This window comes from Laspinema palackyanum D2c (assembly GCF_025370875.1).
GTDB classification, from domain to species: Bacteria; Cyanobacteriota; Cyanobacteriia; order Cyanobacteriales; family Laspinemataceae; genus Laspinema; species Laspinema palackyanum.
The window spans coordinates 179,150-200,057 of sequence record NZ_JAMXFD010000010.1; the positions used below are offsets into that span (position 1 = coordinate 179,150).

The window sequence follows — 20,908 nt, forward strand, 5'->3', positions numbered from 1 at the left end:
CACCGATGATGATGATGTCACCGATGATGATGATGCTGATGATGTCACCGATGATGATGATGCTGATGACGTCACCGATGATGTTGATGATGCCGATGATGTCTCCGATAATATGCTCACGGGTGGAGAAGGCAACGACACCTTGATGGGGGGTCGGGGTAACGATACCCTGATGGGAGACAGTGGCGATGACTTCCTGTTTGGAGTGTCAGGCAATAACTACCTAGAGGGTGGAGAAGGTGACGACACCCTGCTTGGTGGGACCGGCAATGATACGCTCATCGGCGGCAGCGGTAACAACTTCCTGAATGGTGGATCCGGTGCCGATACCCTCACGGGTGGATCCGGTGACGATACCCTCCGGGGTGGATCCGGTGCAGATGTCTTCGTGTTCGATGGCAGTACCCTCGGTAGCGAGACGGAAGCAGGGGATGACGAGAACGCCACCCAGCAAGATCTGATTTTGGACTTCAATGGCGAAGAAGGAGACGTTATCCAAATTGACGGCGCTACTTTTGGGATTACGAATATCTCCGACTTGTTTGTTGAAAATGGTTCGGACGGGTTTGGCATCGCCACCACTACTTTACAAAACGGAGACATCCTTTCCACGATTACCTTTAGTGCAAATTACTCCCTAGAGGTCTTATCTGAGGTAGAACTCACGGAAGATAACTTCCTACTGATGTAAGGTCAGTCCCTAGAGGGGATCAACAACATCTAGGGATTAATCTATAGAGCGATCGCACCCCTGTTAAAGCGGGTGCGATTTCTTTTGCCATCATCCTATCCCCCGGAGTTTGGCTAAACCTGGGGGAAGTTCCTGGCGCTTTGGGTGAGGCGATCGCCTCCTCAAATCGGGTATCCGGTTTTTTCAGGTCCTGAATTCGACATCTGCGCCCGAGGTCCCCATACCCAAGTACCCCTTGACCAGAGGTTCCATTGCTCAGATGGGTGGATATTTGCCATGCCATTCCCCGAATCGCGATCGGAATTTCCACAGCGGGAACAAAACCCGACTCTTTTAAATCTAATCATTACATGATGCCGGTGAGTCCCCGTCGGAAAAGATAGAGTTTCTGTCTAAAGGCTATATTCACCCCCATCTGGAAATCCATCGGGATTTTTTTCAGATTCTTGTTCAAACTGTCCCTAATCCTAAAATTTTATCCTGGGTTTGTCTGTCCCCCCTATTTTTTTTAATGAAGCTAACTCCCGTGACCCCTGCTTTCTTTCCCCTGCGCCCTATGACAGCATTCCTGACATCAAAACTGGGTATTTTTTCCTCTTAATATCTCCTCTGGCTACCCTGAATCCTTTTAATTATTTATAGAAAAGTGAATTTTCTCTCTTTAAAAAAAACCGTAGCTAATCAGATTTTAACGAAGCTACCCATTGAATAAAATTAGGATTCAATCATTTTATTAATTAAATTTTAGCGGTTATAAATAGTATTTATAACCTAATTTTTCATGGACTTTAATTGAATGGAGTTTTGAGGATTGATGAAAATAATTTCCGTGGAATTGCGGAGAGTTCCCCTGAATATTTAGGGTAAGCTAAACCCAGGAAAATGAATTAAAAATATTGTAAAGAGCAAATTTATCCTGAGCGTTAACTCAATTTTCCTTATTTGAGACGCGGCCCCAGATGACATCTACAAACCGGATTGAGCTTGTAAGAAAATGAAAAGTGGTTTTCTCCCAAAAATCAGGGATAGTTCCTAAGAATACCCGAGGCGATCGCCGCCAAATCCTGAAACCGGGAAGCTTAAATTTTAGGGAACTATCCCCCCCCTAAATCGAAATAATGTGGGGGATTGTTACCCGCCTTTAACCCGAAAAGGCATCACTTAAAACAGCTATTGTTTGCATTAACCTACGGAGATTGGCTATGAATCCTGACGAGACCGTCCTAGAAGAAACTACCGAAGAAACTGCCACAGTTACAACCACCAATACCCAAGAAACTGCCGCACCCAAAACGATTACCGTTGAAGTGAGTAGCTTCACCGGAGATAATGCCAGTGGTAAACTGATTCTCGAAGAAACCGCCGCAGGCATTAACGTTACCGTGAAAGATGTCACCCCGATCGCAGACATTAGAGGGGTATTTTTCAACCTAGCTGATGATGCTTTACTCACTGGATTGAAAATTTCCGGCAGTGACGTCACAAATTCCGCCTTTGGATCCGGTGGAAGTATCAGTGGGGATGCGAATGTCACCCCAAGATCCTTTGAGGGGAACGTAGAAATCGGCACCTCCGGAATCGGCAAAGACGATATTACTACCACCAGTTTTACCCTCTCCCACGAATCCGAAACCTTGACTTTGGATCAGTTTTTAGGTCAAAGTCTGGGATTACGCCTCACCAGTGTGGGAACGGACAATCGCGAAGGCAGCAGCAAACTTGAAGGTATCGCACCCACCACATTAACTGAAGTGGTGCCGAAACCCGAGGAAACTCCAGAAGAACCCGTTGCCGAAACCGAAACAGAAGTCGAAGAAGTCGCAGAAGAAGAAGTCCCTGCCACCGATGAAGGTGATGATGTTGCCGAGGATGGGGAAGTCACCACGGATGAAGGGGATGATGCGATCGGTGATGACGGTGAAGATGTCATTGATGATGGCGAAGCGGTTGTTGATGATGACATTGATGATGGCGAAGCGGTTGATGATGCCGAAGAAATGGAAATCGACGACGATGCCGATGTCGATCCGGAAATCAAAGAACTGGTTACCGCTTATTGCGATGAAGAAGAATATTTAGCGGAAAACCCGGACGTTGTTGAAGCCGTCGAACAGGGTTTATTCAAGAGTGGGTTACAACACGCCTACACATTTGGATATAAAGAGGAACGGAAAATCATCGCTGGGTTTGATGCGACTTTTTATGTAGAAAGTAATCTTGATGTCAAAGAGGCGATCGCCAAGGGAAACTTTGAAAGCGGACTGCACCATTTCCTCAAGTTTGGCTGCAAAGAAAATCGCCCTCCCAACCTCGCCTACAACGAACAAGAATATCTAGCCAGTAATGCAGACGTAAACGAAGCCGTTCAAGCCGGAGAATTTAGCAGTGGACTCACCCACTGGCTCCAAAATGGACGCTTTGAAATCCGCACCTTCAGCAGTTTTTTCAGCGGCCAATTTTACCTGCAACAATATGAAGATGTTGCCGAGGCCTTAAAAACAGGCAAAATTAAAAGCGTCTTCTCCCACTTCTTAAATCACGGCATCTTTGAAGGACGTATTCCCAGCGAATCCTTCAATATGGAGAGTTACTTACAACAGTATCCAGAAGTAGCTGAAGGCATCAAAAACGGTCAATTCTCCAGTGCCATTTCCCACTTCTTCCAGTTGGGATTCTTGAGGGGATTCCTGCCGAATCCCCCCATGCCAGAAGCAGAAATGCCGACAGAGGACGATGACCTAGAAACTGAGGATGGCTCCACCTCAGAAGAGACCACCGGCGGTCCCTCCATCGTCTTCAATCAGCCGCCTACTCCGCCAACAATCCCCACCCCTGGTGAACAACCCACTGCGGAAGAGGATCCGGCTCTGACGGAAGAAACAGAAGCGATCGCCAAAACCGGCATCTTTAACCAAGACTTCTTCCTCGCTCAACTGCCGGAACAAATCCGCGAACTCATCGGATCAGGCAAGCAATTCCGCAGCGTCCTCGAATACTACCTCCTCGAAGGACAATTCGACGCAGAAATCAGCCAGAAGAGTTTCAGTCCCCTGTTCGATTTGAAATTCTACTTAGAGCAAAATCCCCAAATTAAAGAACTCATTGAATCTGGGGAATACGAAAGCGTCTTCGATTACTTCCTGAAAGTTGGACAAGCTCAAGGCGATGTTCCTACCCAGTTCTTTGATGCCGAATACTTCTTACAGCAATATTCAGAAGTTCAACAACTGATCGCCAGTGGAAAATATACCAGCGTCTTTGAATACTTCATGCAAGAAGGCTTTGAAAAAGGCCAAAATCCTCTCCCTGAATTTGATGCAGAGTTCTATATAGAACAATTAGAGAAATATGCAGCGGAAAATCCGGACTTCGAGATGCCGGAAATTCCCTCCGGTGCAACCGCCGCCCAAAAATTCCAGATTGCCTTTACCCACTTTATTAGTATCGGCATCGAAATTGGCATCACCGCCAGCGCCACCTTCAAGGAAGAAGTCTTCTTACAGCAGCTAAGTGAAGAAGAAAAAGCCCTGATTGGAGAAGGCAAGCAATATCCCACTGCCTTTGCCTACTACCTCAAAGTCGGAAAAGAAGAAGGACTGCTTCCCTCGGCTGACATCACCATTCCCGAATGTGCCGACTTGGAAGAAGGTTTAGAACCCAGCCAGTTTAATGCCAACAATGCCATCATTGGTACGGAAGAGAACGACGTCCTCTTAGGTGCTAAGAACAAAGATGTGGTTATTGGCGGCGAAGGTGGCGATACCTTAATCGGTGGCAAAGGTAAATCCGTACTCTTTGGCGAAGCGGGGGATGACTTGCTCATTGGCAGCAAGAAAGAAGACACCCTAATAGGTGGCGATGGCAACGACACCCTGATCAGCAACAAAGGTAAAGACTTACTCATCGGGGGTGCAGGGGACGATTTAATCATCGGTGGCGATAAGAAAGATACCCTCTGTGGCGGTGAAGGCAACGACACCCTAATCGGAGGCGGCAAAGGAAAGAGCTTGCTCATCGGTGATGAAGGGAATGACTACCTTTATACCAGCGGTGGCAAATCCGATAGTCTCGTCGGTGGTGAAGGCAGCGATACCTTTATCCTGGACCTGAGTGCAGACAAAGGGAAGCACCGGAGCACGATTTTCGACTTCAATGCTGAAGACGGCGACAAAATCGAACTCGTCGGCAGCACTTTGACGGCGGAACAAATTTTAAGTTCTGCTCAAGTGAGCGAAGTTGAACAAACCGCTGAAGATGGAACCGTTACAACCAAGTTCCTAAGCGTACTTAATTTCAGTGCAAAAGGCGCTGTCAATGTTTGGTCCGATGCAGCGCTATCTGCCACCGATATTTCCGTCGTCACGACCCCCAGCATCAGCGTAGAGGGTGTGGAAATGCCCGACGTGGAAGAATTGACTCAAGTCAGCAAGCTGTTCAACGCTGAGTTCTATCTGGCAACCTATTCTCAAGTCACAGAACTGATTGCCTCCGGGGAATACAGCAGCGCCTTAGACCACTTCCTGCAAGTCGGTAAAACTGAGGGTCTCAGTCCTAATCCCTTCTTTGACGCGGCGTTCTATGTGGATCAATATCCGGAAGTCGCCGAACGGGTTGCTTCTGGGGAATATAGCAGTCCCTTAGACCACTTTATGAGTGTTGGACTCTCTGAAGGTTGGGTTGCCAGTGCGCTGTTTGAAGAATCCTTCTATACCGAGAAGTATCCGGAAGTTGCCGAACTGGTTGCTTCTGGGGAATACAGTAGCGCCTTTGCTTACTTCGTGCAGGTTGGATTCTTTGAAGGACAGGTATCCTGTGAATTCTTTGAAGAGGAATTCTATCTCACTCAGCCCGGTGTCACAGAGGCGATCGCCTCCGGTGAATACAGCAGCGCCTTCGCTCACTTCGCTGAAGTCGGACTCTCCATCGGTTTAGTAGCCACTTCTGAATTCAACATTGAATTCTATCTCTCCCTACTCGATGAAGAAACCAAAGCCCTCATCGGTGAAGGCAAAGAATATGCCAGTGCCTTTGAACACTACATCGAAGTCGGTCAATTTGAAGGACTGGTGACCGTCGCACCGGATACGGCCCTAGAGTCTCTGCCCAGTTGTGACGACCTCGAAATCGAAATTCCCAGTGTGGATACTATCAACGTCAAAGGCAAGAACGTTTTAGTTGCCGACGGTGATGGCGGTGTCTCCCTCAAAGCTGAAAAACGCATCGATATCCTCATCGGCGGTGAAGGCAATGATTCCCTCATCGGCGGTAAACGCAAAGACATGATCTTCGGTATCGCTGGGGATAACTTCATCGAAGGCAACAACCAACACGACACTCTGATTGGCGGCACAGGCAATGACTCGATCTTTGGTGCCAACGGAAATGACCTCCTGATTGCTGACCTAGAAGTGTTTGAAGCCTTAATGAACGGGGAAGACATCGGACTCATCCATGATGAAGAGGATGATGCAGCCAAAGGTGATGAAGTTGTTGCTGAAGGCGATGCAGCCGAAGGTGATGAAGTTGCTGCCGAAGGCGATGCAGCCGAAGGTGATGAAGTTGCTGCCGAAGAGGATACAGCCGAAGGTGATGAAGTTGTTGCCGAAGAGGATACAGCCGAAGGTGATGAAGTTGTTGCCGAAGGCGAGCCCGTTGTCGAAGCGGATCCCGTTGTCGAAGCTGATGATAACCTCGAAGACAGCGATGGCGAGGATAACCTCGAAGGGGACAATGCCGACGATCTGCTCATGGGTGGCAATAACTATCTAGAAGGCGGTAATGGCAAAGACACCATTATTGGGGGTCGCGGTAACGATACCCTGATGGGTGACAATGGCAATGACTTCCTCTGTGGTGTTGCTGGCGATAACTACTTAGAAGGTGGGAATGGCAAAGATACCCTGATCGGTGGGTTTGGAAATGACATCCTCATGGGTGGCAATGGAAAAGACTTGCTGATTGGCGGCGACGGTGACGATACCCTGTATGGTGGGTCGGGTAAAGATACCCTCGTCGGTGGGAAAGGTGCAGATGTCTTTGTCTTAGATGGTGATGTTCTCCTCGACGATATCGAAGAGGGTGACAGCGAAAGCAGCACAACTGCTCGCAAGAAAGGCAAAAAGCAAGACGTGATTTTGGACTTCAATGCCGAAGAAGGTGACGTCATCAAGTTTGCTGGTGCAACCTTCGGGATTAGCAATCTCTCTGATTTGTTTGATGCCACCAATACTACGGACGATTTAGGGATTTCTTCGTCTACCCTTGAGTCCGGACAGATTGTTTCCACGATTACCTTTAGTGCGGAATACTCCCTAACGGTGTTCTCTCAAGTTGAGATTACCGAAGAGAGCTTACTGCTGATGTAAGGTGAATCTGAACTGGAAGCAGCAGAATCCAGTAATCGATAAATAAGGCGATCGCACCCCTGTTACAGCGGGTGCGATTTCTTTTTGTACCCCCTGAAGTCCCTCAATCCTCCTTCCGTTAAAATTAAAACAATCCCACCGCCAACCTGGACAATATGCGCGAAAATCAACTCAAACGCAAACTCCAACAGGGTGAAACCGTTCTCGGCCCTTTTATCAACTGTCCCTATCCCGCCTTTATCGAAATTTGTGGTCATGCCGGATTTGACTTTGCCGTAATTGACCTCGAACATGGCCCTTTACATATCCTCGCTGCCGAAGACCTCTGTCGCGCTGCGGATTCAGTGGGACTTTCCCCGATCGTGCGAGTTTCCAAAAACGATGCTTCTCAAATTCAACGAGCCCTTGATATTGGCAGTGCCGGGGTCCAGGTCCCGCAAATCGAAACCCAAGCGGATGCTGCCACGGTCATTCAGAGTGCCAAATATAACCCCATCGGGACAAGAGGTCTCTCCTTCGGCACCCGCGCCGGTGCCTACACCTCCGCAGGCACAAACATCACCGATCGCCTCAATGCCGAATCCCTCGCGATCGTTCATGTCGAAGGTCAAATCGGCATCCAAAACTTAGCCGAAATTGTCACCGTTCCCCACATTGACGTAATTTTTCTCGGTCCTTATGACCTCTCCCAATCCCTCGGTATCCCCGGCCAAGTGGAGGACCCCCGAGTAGTCGCACTGATGAAAGATGCTGTAACAACCATTCGCAATGCAGGCAAAGCAGTCGGAACCTTTACCACCACCCCGGAAACCGCGAAACAGTGGATCGATGTCGGCGTGCAATATATAGGCTTAGGCATGGATGTTAGCATATTCTTCAAAGCCTGTCAGTCGTTGGTCAAAGCAGTGCGGAGTTAAACTAATTTTCTGTAAACAATTTAAAGTTTATCAGCAGTGGTGTGCTGATGTTGCAGGATGTAAGCATGGCACTATAATCAATAGTGTCTTTCTCTCAAATGGGACAATCGTCTCCCTTTCCTTTCTTGACTCTAACATCAGGAGTATAATCTATCATGTTATATGACATTCCCGGTCGGGCCGACTCCATCATCAGTAGCGACCTCCTCGAACAGTGGAATCAAACGATTCAAAACGCTTACGATCGCTTAGGTAACTGGAAAAATCGCTTTTTCACCCTCGACCCCAGTTCTCTCAAAAATCCAGTCCGCGCCCCGATTAAGTGGTTTGGCGACCCTGCCGAACCTGCATTCTGTCTGGATGAACCCACCGCGAAACAATTGTGCGACTGGGGCGTTCCAGGGCGTCATGTTTTGCACAATGAATACTGTGAATATCGGGTTATTGAGAAACCCGATACCACGGGAAAAATGCGCCCGAAACGAGTGGAAGTCACCACTGAACTGCGAGAATACTGGACTTGTATTGCTAAATTCGATCCCGTTGCAGTTCGGGCAATGGTGGAGAATGTCCTGGGATTTTTGCCCAGTTGGGAAGCTCTTTATGGCGTCAGCAACCCCTCGCTACTCAGTCCCCGTCAGCGAGAAATCGCCTTTTCTCGACTGGTTTCCGGTCATGGCAATAACGCGGAGTTAGTTGCTGCCGCGGTTCCTGAGCAACCAATTGGGGCATTAAATCAAGACAATGCGCTGTTTATGACCCATCCGATTAATGGATTGGATGATTTGCTATATATTGTGATGTTTGGAGCCGCCCCCTACGTTATTCGCACCGACACTGGGCTAAAATCTGCCGTGCGAGAACAAATTTTCCGGCAATACAATGTAGAAGGGTTGGCCTGTCGTCATGCAGATCCAGCAGCGGCAATGGGGGCGCAAGGGGCGGCGATGAATGGTCAGACGGTGGCATTTGACAATCCCCTGGGAATGTATATTTTGTCGTTTAATCATCCAGTATTCAGATATCAAGACCAAGCTGTTCCCGAGGAGTGGATTCGCTTCAGTCGAGGAGAAAAAGATATGTATCAACGTCTGGTATTTGGCCCGAGTGACGCTGATGAAGCCTTTTTAGATGATATTGTTGTGGAAGTTGGGTCAGATATTCAACCCCTGACGGGTGGGTTTCAAGTGCTACAACAGATTGAAATTGGACCAATTATTGTCGTGGGAGAACCTACTCCAGTGGCGGCAGATGAATATGTCATTCTGCGGACGAGTGCCGACCCCATTCGCTGTCGAGATGCGGGGATTTGCGATCGCATTTATCAATTAAAACAGCAGTATGATACCGCACAGAAAATCGGTCGCGTTGCTCCTCGGCAAATGGGCGTCCTCTCTTAACCCTAACTTTCAGCAACTTTAATCATGACAGGACAACTACAAGAAGGCATCTATCACGCGCCTGGAGTTCGACCGGATCAATGTTTTGGAATCATGTTTCTTCGTGCTGCTAGGGGACTGACTGCGCCTCAAATTGGCACGGCATTTCAAACCCTGTGGGCCATGTATCAAAACCTCAAACAAGGCCAGGTTAAGGACATCCCTGGTGCTCCGGTTCCCAGTGGGGATTTAACTGTTTTGGTGGGATATGGACCTAATGTCTTTAAATTGGCCGATCGCGGTCGATCGCTCCCCCTGGATTTAGGAGCAAAAAATCAGTTCCGTTCTGCTCGTCCTACGGGTGGCGGTCCGTTACTTTTGGGTTCGGGTTTATCTTATGCCGATGATATCCAATTTAATCCCGCAACGGAAGAAATTGCCCTGCAATTTATTGCTAAAACTGAATTAGCGGTGAATCGGGCGGTGGTAGAAACCTGGAAAAGTTTACAGGATTTGACTGACCCAGAAACGGGGGAATCTCCGTTATTAATCACCCGATTTTATACGGGGTTTCAGCGGAATGATGAGCGAAGCTGGATTGATTTTCATGATGGAGTTTCTAACATGAAAAGTTCGGAACGGATTCAGGCGATCGCCATTAAAGAAGACCAAACTTCCCCCGAGGATAAATGGACAGTCGGCGGAACTTATCTCGCCTTTCTGCGATTGCCTGTGGATCTCACGGTATGGCGCAAACTCACTCGCCAGCAACAAGAAATCATCGTCGGACGAGATAAACTATCGGGATGTCCCCTGGAGATGATTGATAAGGATGGCAATCCGGTTGTCCAAACGGGTTGTCCCTTTGCCGGAACCCGAGAAGTCACTCACCCAGAAAACAAGGAATATCGGGAGTTACCTCGGGTGCCTTTGGAGTCGCCTTTAAATGCGAGTCACAGTCATCGCGCCAATCAGAATAAAGCGGAAGATGTGGGGTCGCGCAATTCCCTGCGAGTGTTCCGCCAAGGATATGAATTCTTAGAGGCGATCGATAGCACTCCCGGTTTTCGTGCGGGTTTAAACTTTGTGAGTTTTCAGGATACTCCTGAACGATTATTGCGGATGTTGACGCAACCCACTTGGTTAGGAGGGGTGAATTTTGGCGGTGCAGACAAGGCGCAATTGCCAGGAATGGAACGGTTTATTACGGTGCGTGCAGGAGGTGTATTTTTAGTTCCACCCGTGGTAGAGGGGGAGGTATTCCCCGGATCGACAATTTTTGGACTCTGAGGGGTGCAGAGATGCCAAGGGTTACGGGGTATTGCTCCGTTGGAATTTTGCATCCTTGAACCCTGAAAAAAATCTCACCCTAGGGGAATGGATGGAGGCAGGAATCAAGCTAAAATTGCAGGAATAATCACAAGAAGGGGTTGAATGGATGGATGTACAAACGGAATTGGAAGGCGATCGCATTGCCAGGTTTCGCCAACTGCAAAGTCAATTGCGCGATCGCTGGCAAACCATTGATGAGTTTGATCGCGGGGATAATGATATTTTAGTGATTCCCTCCCTGTCACTCGATCGCCGGGAACTGTTGAAAATTGACGGGGTACATCACTATGAGGAACGGAATCTCTATTCCCTAATTCGGTTGCGAAACCCCCGCACTCGCCTGATTTATGTCACATCCCAACCCTTACATCCCACGATTGTTGAATATTACCTGCAATTGCTACCGGGAATTCCCTTTTCTCACGCACGCGATCGCCTGCTGCTGTTTTCGACTTACGATGCTTCCCCTAAACCCCTAACCGAAAAGATTTTAGAACGTCCCCGTCTGATTGAGCGCATCCGGCAGGTTTTACGGAGAGATAAATCTTACATGATTTGTTTTAATTCTACTGCCAGTGAACGGGAACTCGCGGTTGAGTTAGATATTCCTTTATTGGCATTAAATCCCGAGTTATTAGAGTGGGGAACGAAAAGCGGTTCTCGCCAAATATTTGGGGAATGTAATATTCCCCATCCTGCGGGTAGTTTATCCGTTTGGACGGTGCAATCGTTGGCAGTTGCTACGGCAGATTTATTAGCAAAAGAACCGAATTTAAAACGAATTGCGATTAAACTGAATGAAGGATTTTCAGGGAAAGGAAACGCCATTTTAGAGGTGCAATCCCTGTATGAAATTGCACCGGAAGAGCGGGTGGCTACGATTTGCGATCGCTTTGAAACCATGAACTTTCAAGCGGAGGAAGAAACTTGGGCCAAATTTTCCAGTCGCATTCCTGAATTAGGCGCAATTGTGGAAGCATATCTCGAAGGAGATGACAAGCGATCGCCGAGTGTGCAAGGCAGAATTCTCCCCAATGGGGACGTAGAAATTCTCTCCACTCATGACCAAATTCTCGGCGGTAGCGATCAGCAAATTTTCCTCGGTTGTAAGTTTCCGGCAGATGAAGGATATCGACTACAAGCGCAGGAACTGGGGATGCGCGTCGGGCGAAATTTAGCCGCTAAAGGTGCATTAGAACGGTTCAGTGTAGACTTTTTGGCGATTCAGCGTCAGGAGAGCAATCATCCAGTCTGGGATTTGTATGCGATCGAAATTAATCTCCGCAAAGGCGGGACAACTCATCCTTTTATGGAACTCAAACTGTTAACCAATGGCCGGTATAATTTATCAACGGGATTATTTTACAGCCAAACCGGACGCCCTAAATATTACTTTGCCACGGACAACCTCCAAAAAGACCGCTATCGGGGATTATTGCCGAATGATTTGATGGATATTATCGCCTATCATCAACTTCATTTTGATAGTTGTACGGAAACCGGAACCTTGTTTCATTTAATGGGATGTCTCTCCGAATTTGGTAAACTGGGATTAACCAGCATTGGCAATTCTCCTGAACAAGCGGAATCCATTTACAATCATGTGGTGAAAATCCTCAATAAGGAAACCGGAGGAAGTGGCACTGATGACGAGGGGATGTCAGCAATCACTCCGGCGATCGCCTCCCCTGGAAATTTACATTAAACCACAACAAGGTTATGAAAATTAGAACCATTACCACCGGGATTTCCTTAGAATCCCCAGGCGATCGCGCCCCCATTCAAAAAGCCGCACAATTTAACGCCCAAGCGCAACAGGAGTTAGAAACTCAAGGCTATGAAGTCCAAACCACGCGGATTTCCACCCAATCCTTTGAGAACTATTTACCCGGATACACCCTGTTTGAAATTCTGGACAATTCAGAAAAGCTGGAAGAAATTTGTCACGAATTTAATTTAGACTTTTTTAATATTGGTTGTGCAACAACTCCCGAAGTTATTTCTATAATTCCAGCCATTCTCAAAAGAACAGAGAAAATTTTTTGTTCCAGTACAATCGGTGATGTCCAAACTGGCATTAATTTTGAAAGCCTTCAAGCCTCGGCGCAAACCATCCACAGAATTTCTACAGAAACCGTTAATGGATTTGGAAACTTTCGCTTTTGTGCTGCGGCAAATTGTCCTCCAGGAATCCCATTTTTTCCCGCCTCCTACCATGAAGGAGATTCGGCTTTTTCCCTTGGATTAGAATCCGCAGATTTACTCACAGAAGCATTTTCTAACTCTAAGACTCTAGTCCAAGCGGAAACAAATTTAACTGAAATTTATGCAGCACATCTCATAAAACTAGAATCAACTGCCTCTCAACTATGCCAGGAATTTAATATTTCCTATCAGGGAATAGACGCATCCCTCGCCCCCTCCCTGGATAAAACTAATAGTATCGCTGACGCTTATGAAAAATTAGGATTCGGTAAATTTGGGCATTCCGGAACCCTAGCCATTTCCGCCCTCATCACGCGGGTTCTCAAAAAAATTCCCGTGAAATTATGTGGATATTCGGGCTTAATGTTGCCGGTTTGTGAAGATGTGGGACTGGCAAAACGCGCCAGTCAAGGAACCTACAACTTAACCGATTTATTATTATATTCCTCAGTTTGTGGCTGTGGATTAGATACAGTTCCCCTTCCGGGAACTATCTCCGTTGAACAAATTGAGGCAATTTTACTCGATGTTGCCAGTTTAGCGATTAAATTAGATAAACCCCTGTCAGCGCGATTATTTCCCATTCCCGGGAAACAAGCGGGAGAAATGACGGAGTTTAATTCTCCCTATTTAGTAGAATGCAAAATTTTCAATCCTCAACCCAGCATGAATCAATCCAGATAAATTCTCATGTAGAGGCGATTCGCGAATCGCCTCTACATGAGTTTAATCTTCAAAATCAACCAGTAAACTGGGAGAAGTGAGGACGAATACATCCCGAGTTCCCACCCCTGCTTCTAGGGGTTTAATTGGGGTGGTGAAGTGGAAGAAATCGCGATCGTTGACGAGTAACAGTTCCCCGGGATAGAGTACCTTGGTAAATACGGGTTTTTCCCGACGTGCCATATACAGGTGAGTGCCTCCCCCTTGGATATTCTGGCGATCGCAAGAGAAAATTGCCACAAAATCTGCACCATCTTGATGAATCCCTTCCGGCGCAGGATTCCCATAGTTTTTCGGGGAACAGGTGGTGCGGATTTGATGCACCCCGATTTCCACCCCCGGTTTTAACTTGCAGTAATGACTCACTTCTTGCACCAGTTTCTTAAACTCATAAAGCGCAATCAGTTCCTCATCCAATTCCTCAAACTGCCGCTTGACACCGCCTACAACGGGATTATAATCTTTACTCTGGTACAAATACCCATGAGGCAGGTGAATTAACTCATTATCGCTCAGTTTAAACCGGGACAACCGGCGCAATCTGTAATTGCCTTTGATATAAGGGTCTAGGGGTAAATTGTTAAAGAACGGCTTAAATACATCCAGCACAATGGAGTCAATCTTTTCTAAAGCAAAGCTGATGCCATAGCTGGTTTCCGGAGATTTCCGTAGTGTTTGCATCTGACTAACCCTCGGTTTGCGTTGATCCCCGATAAAGAATCCGCTTTATTTCTCTATCTACTTCTAGTATAGACAACTTTTATAAAAAAGGTGCTAACTTTTGGACAATCTGTGCAAAGTTATGATAAAGTCGGAGGAAGCAACTGAGTATAAATTCTGGGCAATTCTCGGCCAAATTTCCCAGACTGTCAAGCCAGATGTAGCCGCTAACGGGACTCATTCGAGGCAGTCAAAGGGATTGGGAAAGAAGCGGTAAAATACTGTAATCGCCCAGGTGAGGCAAGAGTCACGGTTGATGGCATTGGGGAGTTTAGCGCCGATCGCCTACAATAGTCTTGGCGTGATTGAGAGTTCCACTGATGGCAGGGATTACGATAACGATTGACGGCGAAGATTCCGAATCCGCAGCGCAGGATTTACTGGCAATTCCAGGAATAGCCGGTACCGTGTTGGTGGAGGAGGGTCCGAAAAAAACTGAACTGCTGACGACTGTAGCCTCTATTGTTACTATTGTGGGCGGAACCCTCACTATTGCCGAACAGATTCGCAAGTGGTATCAGGAAGCACAGCAAAAACGTCCCAGTAATTTGGACGTACTCCTGGAAGGGGAAGATGGAAATCGAGTCCTCCTGGAAGATGCGACAGTAGAGGAAATTGTCCAGATTCTCCAATCCATCCGTTAATTTTAGGGGAAGGCATTAACCCCACCTTATTTATGCACTGGCTGCAATCTCAATCAAGGTTACCCCATCATGCAAACCCTTCGCATTCAGCTTAAAGAGGATCAACGCGATCGCGTCGAATTGCGCTATTGGGTTGAATCGCAAACACCTTCTGAAGCGCAGTTTCTAAATAGCTCACAAATTGCCGATTTAGTCAAGGAACAAAAGTCACATTATTACCTGGCACAACACCCCCAATTGAGGGAAATGGGGCAGAAATTGTTTTGCTGGTTGGATGGGGAGGGACGGTGGTTGAGTCGTGCTATCGAAGATTGCCATCAAGGGGGATTAATTTTAGCTATTGCTACCCATCAAAATTTGGCGCATCTGCCTTGGGAATTGCTCCATGACGGCACGAGTTTTTTAGTGGAGGGGGCGAACCCGGTGGTGGTGCCAGTGCGCTGGATTGAACGGAAGACCCCGCCACCTCCAGCCCTGGAAGCGCGACCCTTGCAGGTGTTATTTATGGCAACCTCACCTGAAACTGTGGAACCTGTACTCGATTTTGAGGAAGAGGAAGCGCGAATTTTGGCGCAGACGCAGGAGATGGCAGTGCAGGTGCGCGTCGAGGAAAGCGGATGCGTGGCAGAGTTGGGCAAGCTATGGAAGCGATATCTCCAACGCTTCGATATTTTTCACCTTACGGGACATGGGGACATTCAGCGACAAGAACCCTATTATCCCTATTTCATCACCGAGACGGAAACCGGGGACCGCCATGATGCTTTTGCGCCGGAATTTGCTGAAGTGTTTCGCCATCGCTGGCCCCAGTTAATCTTTCTATCCGGATGTCGCACAGGACAGGCAGGGAATCAAGGCACGGTACTGTCAATGGCGGAAACCCTGATCCAGGAGGGGGCGCGGGCGGTATTGGGTTGGGGGTTGCCTGTGCTACCAACCACTGCCACTGTTGCTGCCGCACATTTATATCAGGAGTTAGCTGCGGGATGTTCTCTCGGTGAAGGGTTAGGCAGTACCTACCGCTACTTGTTGCAGAAAGAAAAAGTGAAAGATTGGCATCTGTTGCGGTTGTATGTGCGCGGTGACTGTCCCGGTGCCTTGGTGGAACCCCCAGGGGATTATCATTGGCAACCGCCGCAACCCCCCCAGGAACAATTCCTCGACCCCCTCACCCACGAGGTGCGAGTGGCGACTTCAGAGGAATTTGTTGGACGTCGGCGCTACCTTCAGCGCTATTTACGGGCTCTGAAAAAGCCTCAGTCTATCGGTGTTTTGATTTACGGCATCGGGGGTGTGGGGAAAAGTACGGTAGCGGCGCGGTTGCTGGAACGGATGCCAGAGTATGAACGGATCGTTATCTATCGCGGATTGGATAAGGAGAAGTTAATCAACAAACTATCTCCACAAACCAATGAGACAGAGTTGGAAATTTTGGAAGGGAACCTCTCCCTGAAGCAGCACCTGATTAACTGTCTGCAAATTTTGAATTCCCAGAAGCAGCAGTTGATATTTGTGCTGGATGATTTCGAGGCAAACCTGGAACCGACGGCACATGGGAAACCCGTGTTAAAAAAGGACGCGGTGAAGGTGCTTAGAGATTTGCTTGAGGCAATCGCCCAATCCCGGGGTCCTCATCGCGTCATCATTACCTGTCGCTACGATTTTATCTTCCCAGACCCCACCCTGAATCGCCGCCTATATCGGGAACCGTTGGCAGCATTACGTGGGGAAGATTTACGCAAAAAGTGCCAGCGTCTCGAATCGTTTAAAGTGGATTCGGGGGTAGATGCAGGCTTACAAGAACGAGCAAAAAAAGTGGCCGATGGAAACCCCCGCTTGTTGGAAGAGTTGAATAAAATCTTGCAAACTTCAGGACTGACAATCGGTGAAATTACCACTCAAATGCAAAAGGCTGAGGAGCAATTCCGCGTCGATATTTTAGCCGAAAAATTGCTGAATCAGCAGGACAAAGACTTGCGGGAGATACTTCGATTAGGGTTGGTATTTGAGATGCCAGTACCCAGGTCAGCATTTGAAGAGCTTTGCAGCCAAATCCGCAATAGGGATACCCACATTTCTCGGGCCATTTCCTTGGGATTGTTAGAAACTATCCAATCAACTCCGGTTGATGGCGAATTGTTGAGAGTCTCACGTTTGTTAGGCTTAACAGCGCCAGAAAATCACGAGTCTTTGTACAACCAAGGGGCAAATATATTATATCGAATGTGGGTGGAAGAATGGACAAAAAAATAGAAGAAAGGCTCATAGAAATACATAGGTTAGCCTTGCTCGGTAAAGCAGGAGAAATTGCGGCAAAAATTGGCGCACAACTAACATTGCACTGGAACAATAACAACCAATTTTTACTAGCTGCAAAAATGGGCCTAGATACCTTGTCAGTTGTTGAAGATTATCGGATATTTCATCAACTCGCTCGCTCGGAGAAAGAACTCGGAGAGGTAGAAAAGGCTACAAAACACTATCAACAGGCTTTAGACCTTTGTCCGTTAGAGGATGAAGAAGAAAAGGCTGCTATTCTTCATAATTTAGCAATTCTCAAAGCCAAGCCGCCAGAAATTGATGAGGAGATCGCCCTTTACACCCAATCGTTGGAACTCCAGGAACGCATCGGCGACGTGCAAGGGAAAGCGGTGACTTTGCACCAACTCGCGGGTATCAAAGCCACCCAAGGAGAAATCGACGAGGCGATGGACCTTTACACCCAATCGTTGGAACTCCAGGAACGTATCGGCGACGTGCAAGGGAAAGCGGCGACTTTGCACCAACTCGCGGGTATCAAAGTGACCCAAGGAGAAATCGACGAGGCGATGGACCTTTACAACAAATCGATATGCCTCTTTAGGTACATCGGCGACTTGCAAGGGCAAGCGGCGACTTTGCACCAACTTGCTGGTATTAAAGGCAACCAGGGAGAAATCCACGAGGCGATTGACCTTTACACCCAATCAATGGAAATTTTTGAGTACATCGGCGACGTACAAGGGAAAGCGGCGACTTTGCACCAACTCGCTATTATCAAAGCCACCCAAGGAGAAATCGACGAGGCGATTGACCTTTACACCCAATCGCTGGAACTCAACGAACGGATCGGCGACTTGCAAGGGAAAGGGGCGACTTTGCACCAACTCGCTATTATCAAAGCCACCCAAGGAGAAATCGACGAAGCGATTGACCTTTACACCCAATCGCTGGAACTCAAGGAACGCATCGGCGACGTGCAAGGAAAAGCAGTGACGTTGCACCAACTCGCTGGGATCAAAGTCAACCAAGGACAAATCGACGAGGCGATTGACCTTCACACCCAATCGCTGGAACTCAACGAACGCATCGGGAACCTGCAAGGGATAGCGGCGACTTTGCACCAACTCGCTGGGATCAAAGTCAACCAAGGACAAATCGACGAGGCGATCTCCCTTTCCACCCAATCAATGGAAATTTTTGAACGCATCGGCGACGTGCAAGGGAAAGGGGCGACTTTGCACCAACTCGCTATTATCAAAGCCAACCAAGGAGAAATCGACGAGGCAATCGCCCTTTCCACCCAATCGCTGGAACTCAACGAACGGATCGGCAACGTGCAAGGGAAAGTGGCAACTTTGCACTGTCTGGCTAGTATCAAAGCCACCCAAGGAGAAATCGACGAGGCGATTGACCTTTACACCCAATCGCTGGAACTCAAGGAACGCATCGGCGACTTGCAAGGGAAAGCGGCGACTTTGCACCAACTCGCTATTATCAAAGTCAACCAAGGAGAAATCGACGAGGCAATCGCCCTTTCCACCCAATCAATGGAACTTAATGAACGCATCCACAATTTGCAAGGAAAAGCACCGACGTTAGGAATACTGGGACAACTGTTAGCAAGTCGAGGTGATTTTACTACTGCTTTAGAATATATGTATGAATCTTTAGATATTTTAGAGCGTTTGCGTTCCCCTGAAGCAGAAAAAGTACGGAGAACTATTGTAAAGATCCAGAAAATGGCCGAAGGATAATGGTAAAAATATTCAAATGATTATAGTTTTCTTACCCTTGTAACTCGTAGAAAACCCTCCCTACACTATCGGAGGGATATAGCGTAACAGCATTTCGTCTAACACTTCTAACTGAATGGGTTTGCTTAAATAATCCGTTGCACCTGCGGCTAGACAACGTTCGCGATCGCCTGACATTGCCATTGCAGTAACCACCACCACCGGCAACTGTTGCACATTGGGGTTTTTGCGTAACTCTGCGACTAATTGCAACCCCATTGCCAAATGAGCAAACTGGACATCCAATAAAATTAAATAGGGGTCAAAGGAAAACACTTCTTCCAGAAAATTGGCGCTGTAGCCAATCAATTTGACATGATGTCCAACTGCTTGTAAATAGTCTTGCAACAATAAGGTACTCGACCCATCATAATCCACAATTAAAATTCGACCTCTGCGATCGCCTGCTTCGGGAATTGCAATTGCCGGAAGTTCATCACTCGGGACCGTCGGAACATATCCCGGAGGTGGATCCGGTAAAATAATTGTAAACCGACTTCCCACTCCCAAAGTCGAACTAACGATCACATCCCCCCCATGCAACTGCGCTAAATCTCGCGTCAGTGCTAATCCCAATCCCGTCCCTTGGATGTTATGGTTCAGGTCCGTATCCAGTTGGCGAAATGGGTCAAATACCAGGGGTAAATGTTCTTCAGAAATGCCGATTCCTGTATCGATGACGGTAAATCCAATTCCCCCAGGCTGTTGTTCAACAATTAAGGAAACTTCCCCTCTCGGGGTGAATTTAATCGCATTGGAAAGTAGATTGAGCAGCATTTGTTTGAGACGGCGTTCATCGGCAATGCAAACTCGGATTTTGGGGTCAATTCTACTGGTTAGTCTTAATCCCCGGTCCACCGCCCGTTCCTGCATGACTTTTAGGCAATATTTACAAATTTCAGGAACGGGAATTTCACTAAATTTTAATTCTTCTTTCCCTGCTTCTACTTTGGATAAATCTAAAATATCATTAATCAGTTCTAATAAATGGTCGCCGCTACTTTTAATCCGGCTAATATATTCTTTTTGTTTAGGATTCAGGCTGCCAAAAATTTCTCGTTGTAACATTTGAGACAGCCCTAAGATTGAATTTAAGGGCGTTCTAATTTCATGGCTCATTTGCGCCAAAAATTCACTTTTGGCTCGATTTCTCGCTTCAGCAATATCCCGGGCCCTGGCAACCGCTTCCGCTTGTTTATGTTGGGTAATGTCGGTGATGGCGGCGACGACTCCATCAATTCGACCCTGGCGATCGTACAAGGGTGCGGCATTGATTGAAACAAAAATTTGGCTGCCATCTCGACGGGCGATCGCATACTCCATTTCATAAGTGGGTTGTCCCTTTTGCATCACCTGACAAAAGGGGAGTTGATTTTCCGGTAAACCCCGCGCATCTAAGGGTTGAATTTGCCAAATCGGTTCCTTGTAGCTACATCCGATCATCTGTTGTCGAGGCAGTCCTAGATGCTTCTGTGCCGCTGCATTAGTTAGGGTGATCCGCCCGGTACTATCAAAGACTAAAATTCCATCGGCGTTGGTTTCAATAATCGCATCGAGTCGCCTCTCATTAAGTTCTAGCTGCTTTTTAGACTGATGAATTTCTGAGGTATAGCGGACGATCGCATAGTAGAGAAGAATCGCCACCACCGTCACATACACGCAACCCTTAATGGTTTGCAGATGAGTTAGATTTTCGACACCAGGCTGCCGAAATAAAATCGCTATGACGCGATCGGAACCGACAATCCATAAGGCGCTAATCAATAGATAAATACTGACGATTCGACGCGGAGATAGCTTCATGATGATTCGCCATTGTCTCATCTTAGTCTGCCTGGTAATTTGCTCTGACTCGCTAAGTTTTAACCCCAAGCAAC

The 20,908-nt window shown here is 47.5% G+C and carries 13 protein-coding genes; 10 read left to right on the forward strand and 3 right to left on the reverse strand.

Translation table 11 applies throughout. The features are described from left to right. On the forward strand, positions 1-691 hold a 691-nt coding region (locus NG795_RS14325), incomplete at its 5' end, for a calcium-binding protein (protein WP_367289341.1). Positions 692-710: 19 nt separating this feature from the next. On the opposite strand, the gene NG795_RS14330 is transcribed toward NG795_RS14325, so the two are convergent. Beyond that, positions 711-1,001 carry a hypothetical protein gene (locus NG795_RS14330; RefSeq protein WP_367289342.1) on the reverse strand — a complete coding sequence of 97 codons (291 nt, stop codon included), beginning with the start codon at positions 999-1,001 and terminating at the stop codon, positions 711-713. An 892-nt stretch (positions 1,002-1,893) separates the two neighbouring features. On the opposite strand from NG795_RS14330, the gene NG795_RS14335 reads away from it, so the two are divergent. The 6 genes from NG795_RS14335 to NG795_RS14360 all read left to right on the forward strand — a co-directional run bounded on the left by NG795_RS14335 (position 1,894) and on the right by NG795_RS14360 (position 13,573). Beyond that, entirely contained in the window at positions 1,894-7,056 is a 5,163-nt protein-coding gene (locus NG795_RS14335) for a calcium-binding protein (protein WP_367289343.1), read from the forward strand. Positions 7,057-7,211: 155 nt separating this feature from the next. Further along, a complete protein-coding gene (locus tag NG795_RS14340) occupies positions 7,212-7,973 on the forward strand; it encodes an HpcH/HpaI aldolase family protein (RefSeq protein WP_367289344.1) in 762 nt (253 codons plus the stop codon). 155 nt (positions 7,974-8,128) lie between these two features. Beyond that, positions 8,129-9,373: a DUF8225 domain-containing protein gene (locus tag NG795_RS14345; RefSeq protein WP_367289345.1), complete on the forward strand. Its 1,245-nt coding sequence runs from the start codon at positions 8,129-8,131 to the stop codon at positions 9,371-9,373. Between the two features lie 24 nt (positions 9,374-9,397). Next, positions 9,398-10,642: a Dyp-type peroxidase gene (locus NG795_RS14350; RefSeq protein WP_367289346.1), complete on the forward strand. Its 1,245-nt coding sequence runs from the start codon at positions 9,398-9,400 to the stop codon at positions 10,640-10,642. Between the two features lie 148 nt (positions 10,643-10,790). Continuing rightward, a complete protein-coding gene (locus NG795_RS14355) occupies positions 10,791-12,389 on the forward strand; it encodes a peptide ligase PGM1-related protein (RefSeq protein ID WP_367289347.1) in 1,599 nt (532 codons plus the stop codon). 14 nt (positions 12,390-12,403) lie between these two features. Continuing rightward, positions 12,404-13,573: a DUF711 family protein gene (locus tag NG795_RS14360; RefSeq protein WP_367289348.1), complete on the forward strand. Its 1,170-nt coding sequence runs from the start codon at positions 12,404-12,406 to the stop codon at positions 13,571-13,573. A gap of 42 nt (positions 13,574-13,615) precedes the next feature. On the opposite strand, the gene NG795_RS14365 is transcribed toward NG795_RS14360, so the two are convergent. After that, the gene (locus NG795_RS14365) at positions 13,616-14,293 is read right to left on the reverse strand and encodes a 2OG-Fe dioxygenase family protein (protein WP_367289349.1); all 678 of its coding nucleotides are present in this window, start codon (positions 14,291-14,293) and stop codon (positions 13,616-13,618) included. Between the two features lie 359 nt (positions 14,294-14,652). Here NG795_RS14365 and NG795_RS14370 point away from each other — a divergent pair, with 359 nt between their 5' ends. The 3 genes from NG795_RS14370 (at position 14,653) to NG795_RS14380 (ending at position 18,992) form a co-directional block, all read left to right on the forward strand. After that, the gene (locus NG795_RS14370; protein ID WP_367289350.1) at positions 14,653-14,976 is read left to right on the forward strand and encodes a hypothetical protein; all 324 of its coding nucleotides are present in this window, start codon (positions 14,653-14,655) and stop codon (positions 14,974-14,976) included. 69 nt (positions 14,977-15,045) lie between these two features. Then, positions 15,046-17,229 (forward strand): CHAT domain-containing protein, encoded by a 2,184-nt coding sequence (locus NG795_RS14375; protein ID WP_367289351.1) that lies wholly within the window; start codon positions 15,046-15,048, stop codon positions 17,227-17,229. Further along, complete coding sequence (locus tag NG795_RS14380) at positions 17,214-18,992, forward strand: tetratricopeptide repeat protein (protein ID WP_367289352.1); 1,779 nt, start codon at positions 17,214-17,216, stop codon at positions 18,990-18,992. The genes NG795_RS14375 and NG795_RS14380 overlap by 16 nt, the downstream gene beginning before the upstream one ends. Before the next feature lie 60 nt (positions 18,993-19,052). Here the strand turns inward: NG795_RS14380 and NG795_RS14385 are convergent, their stop codons facing one another. Then, positions 19,053-20,834: a PAS domain-containing hybrid sensor histidine kinase/response regulator gene (locus tag NG795_RS14385; protein WP_367289353.1), complete on the reverse strand. Its 1,782-nt coding sequence runs from the start codon at positions 20,832-20,834 to the stop codon at positions 19,053-19,055. Positions 20,835-20,908: the final 74 nt, after the last annotated feature.

Excerpts from the sequence above, each read along its gene's own strand:
- NG795_RS14335 (WP_367289343.1), top strand. The coding sequence starts at position 1,894 with ATGAATCCTGACGAGACCGTCCTAGAAGAAACTACCGAAGAAACTGCC.
- NG795_RS14340 (WP_367289344.1), top strand. The coding sequence starts at position 7,212 with ATGCGCGAAAATCAACTCAAACGCAAACTCCAACAGGGTGAAACCGTT.
- NG795_RS14345 (WP_367289345.1), top strand. The coding sequence starts at position 8,129 with ATGTTATATGACATTCCCGGTCGGGCCGACTCCATCATCAGTAGCGAC.
- NG795_RS14350 (WP_367289346.1), top strand. The coding sequence starts at position 9,398 with ATGACAGGACAACTACAAGAAGGCATCTATCACGCGCCTGGAGTTCGA.
- NG795_RS14355 (WP_367289347.1), top strand. The coding sequence starts at position 10,791 with ATGGATGTACAAACGGAATTGGAAGGCGATCGCATTGCCAGGTTTCGC.
- NG795_RS14360 (WP_367289348.1), top strand. The coding sequence starts at position 12,404 with ATGAAAATTAGAACCATTACCACCGGGATTTCCTTAGAATCCCCAGGC.
- NG795_RS14365 (WP_367289349.1), bottom strand. The coding sequence starts at position 14,293 with ATGCAAACACTACGGAAATCTCCGGAAACCAGCTATGGCATCAGCTTT.
- NG795_RS14370 (WP_367289350.1), top strand. The coding sequence starts at position 14,653 with ATGGCAGGGATTACGATAACGATTGACGGCGAAGATTCCGAATCCGCA.
- NG795_RS14375 (WP_367289351.1), top strand. The coding sequence starts at position 15,046 with ATGCAAACCCTTCGCATTCAGCTTAAAGAGGATCAACGCGATCGCGTC.
- NG795_RS14380 (WP_367289352.1), top strand. The coding sequence starts at position 17,214 with ATGGACAAAAAAATAGAAGAAAGGCTCATAGAAATACATAGGTTAGCC.
- NG795_RS14385 (WP_367289353.1), bottom strand. The coding sequence starts at position 20,834 with ATGAAGCTATCTCCGCGTCGAATCGTCAGTATTTATCTATTGATTAGC.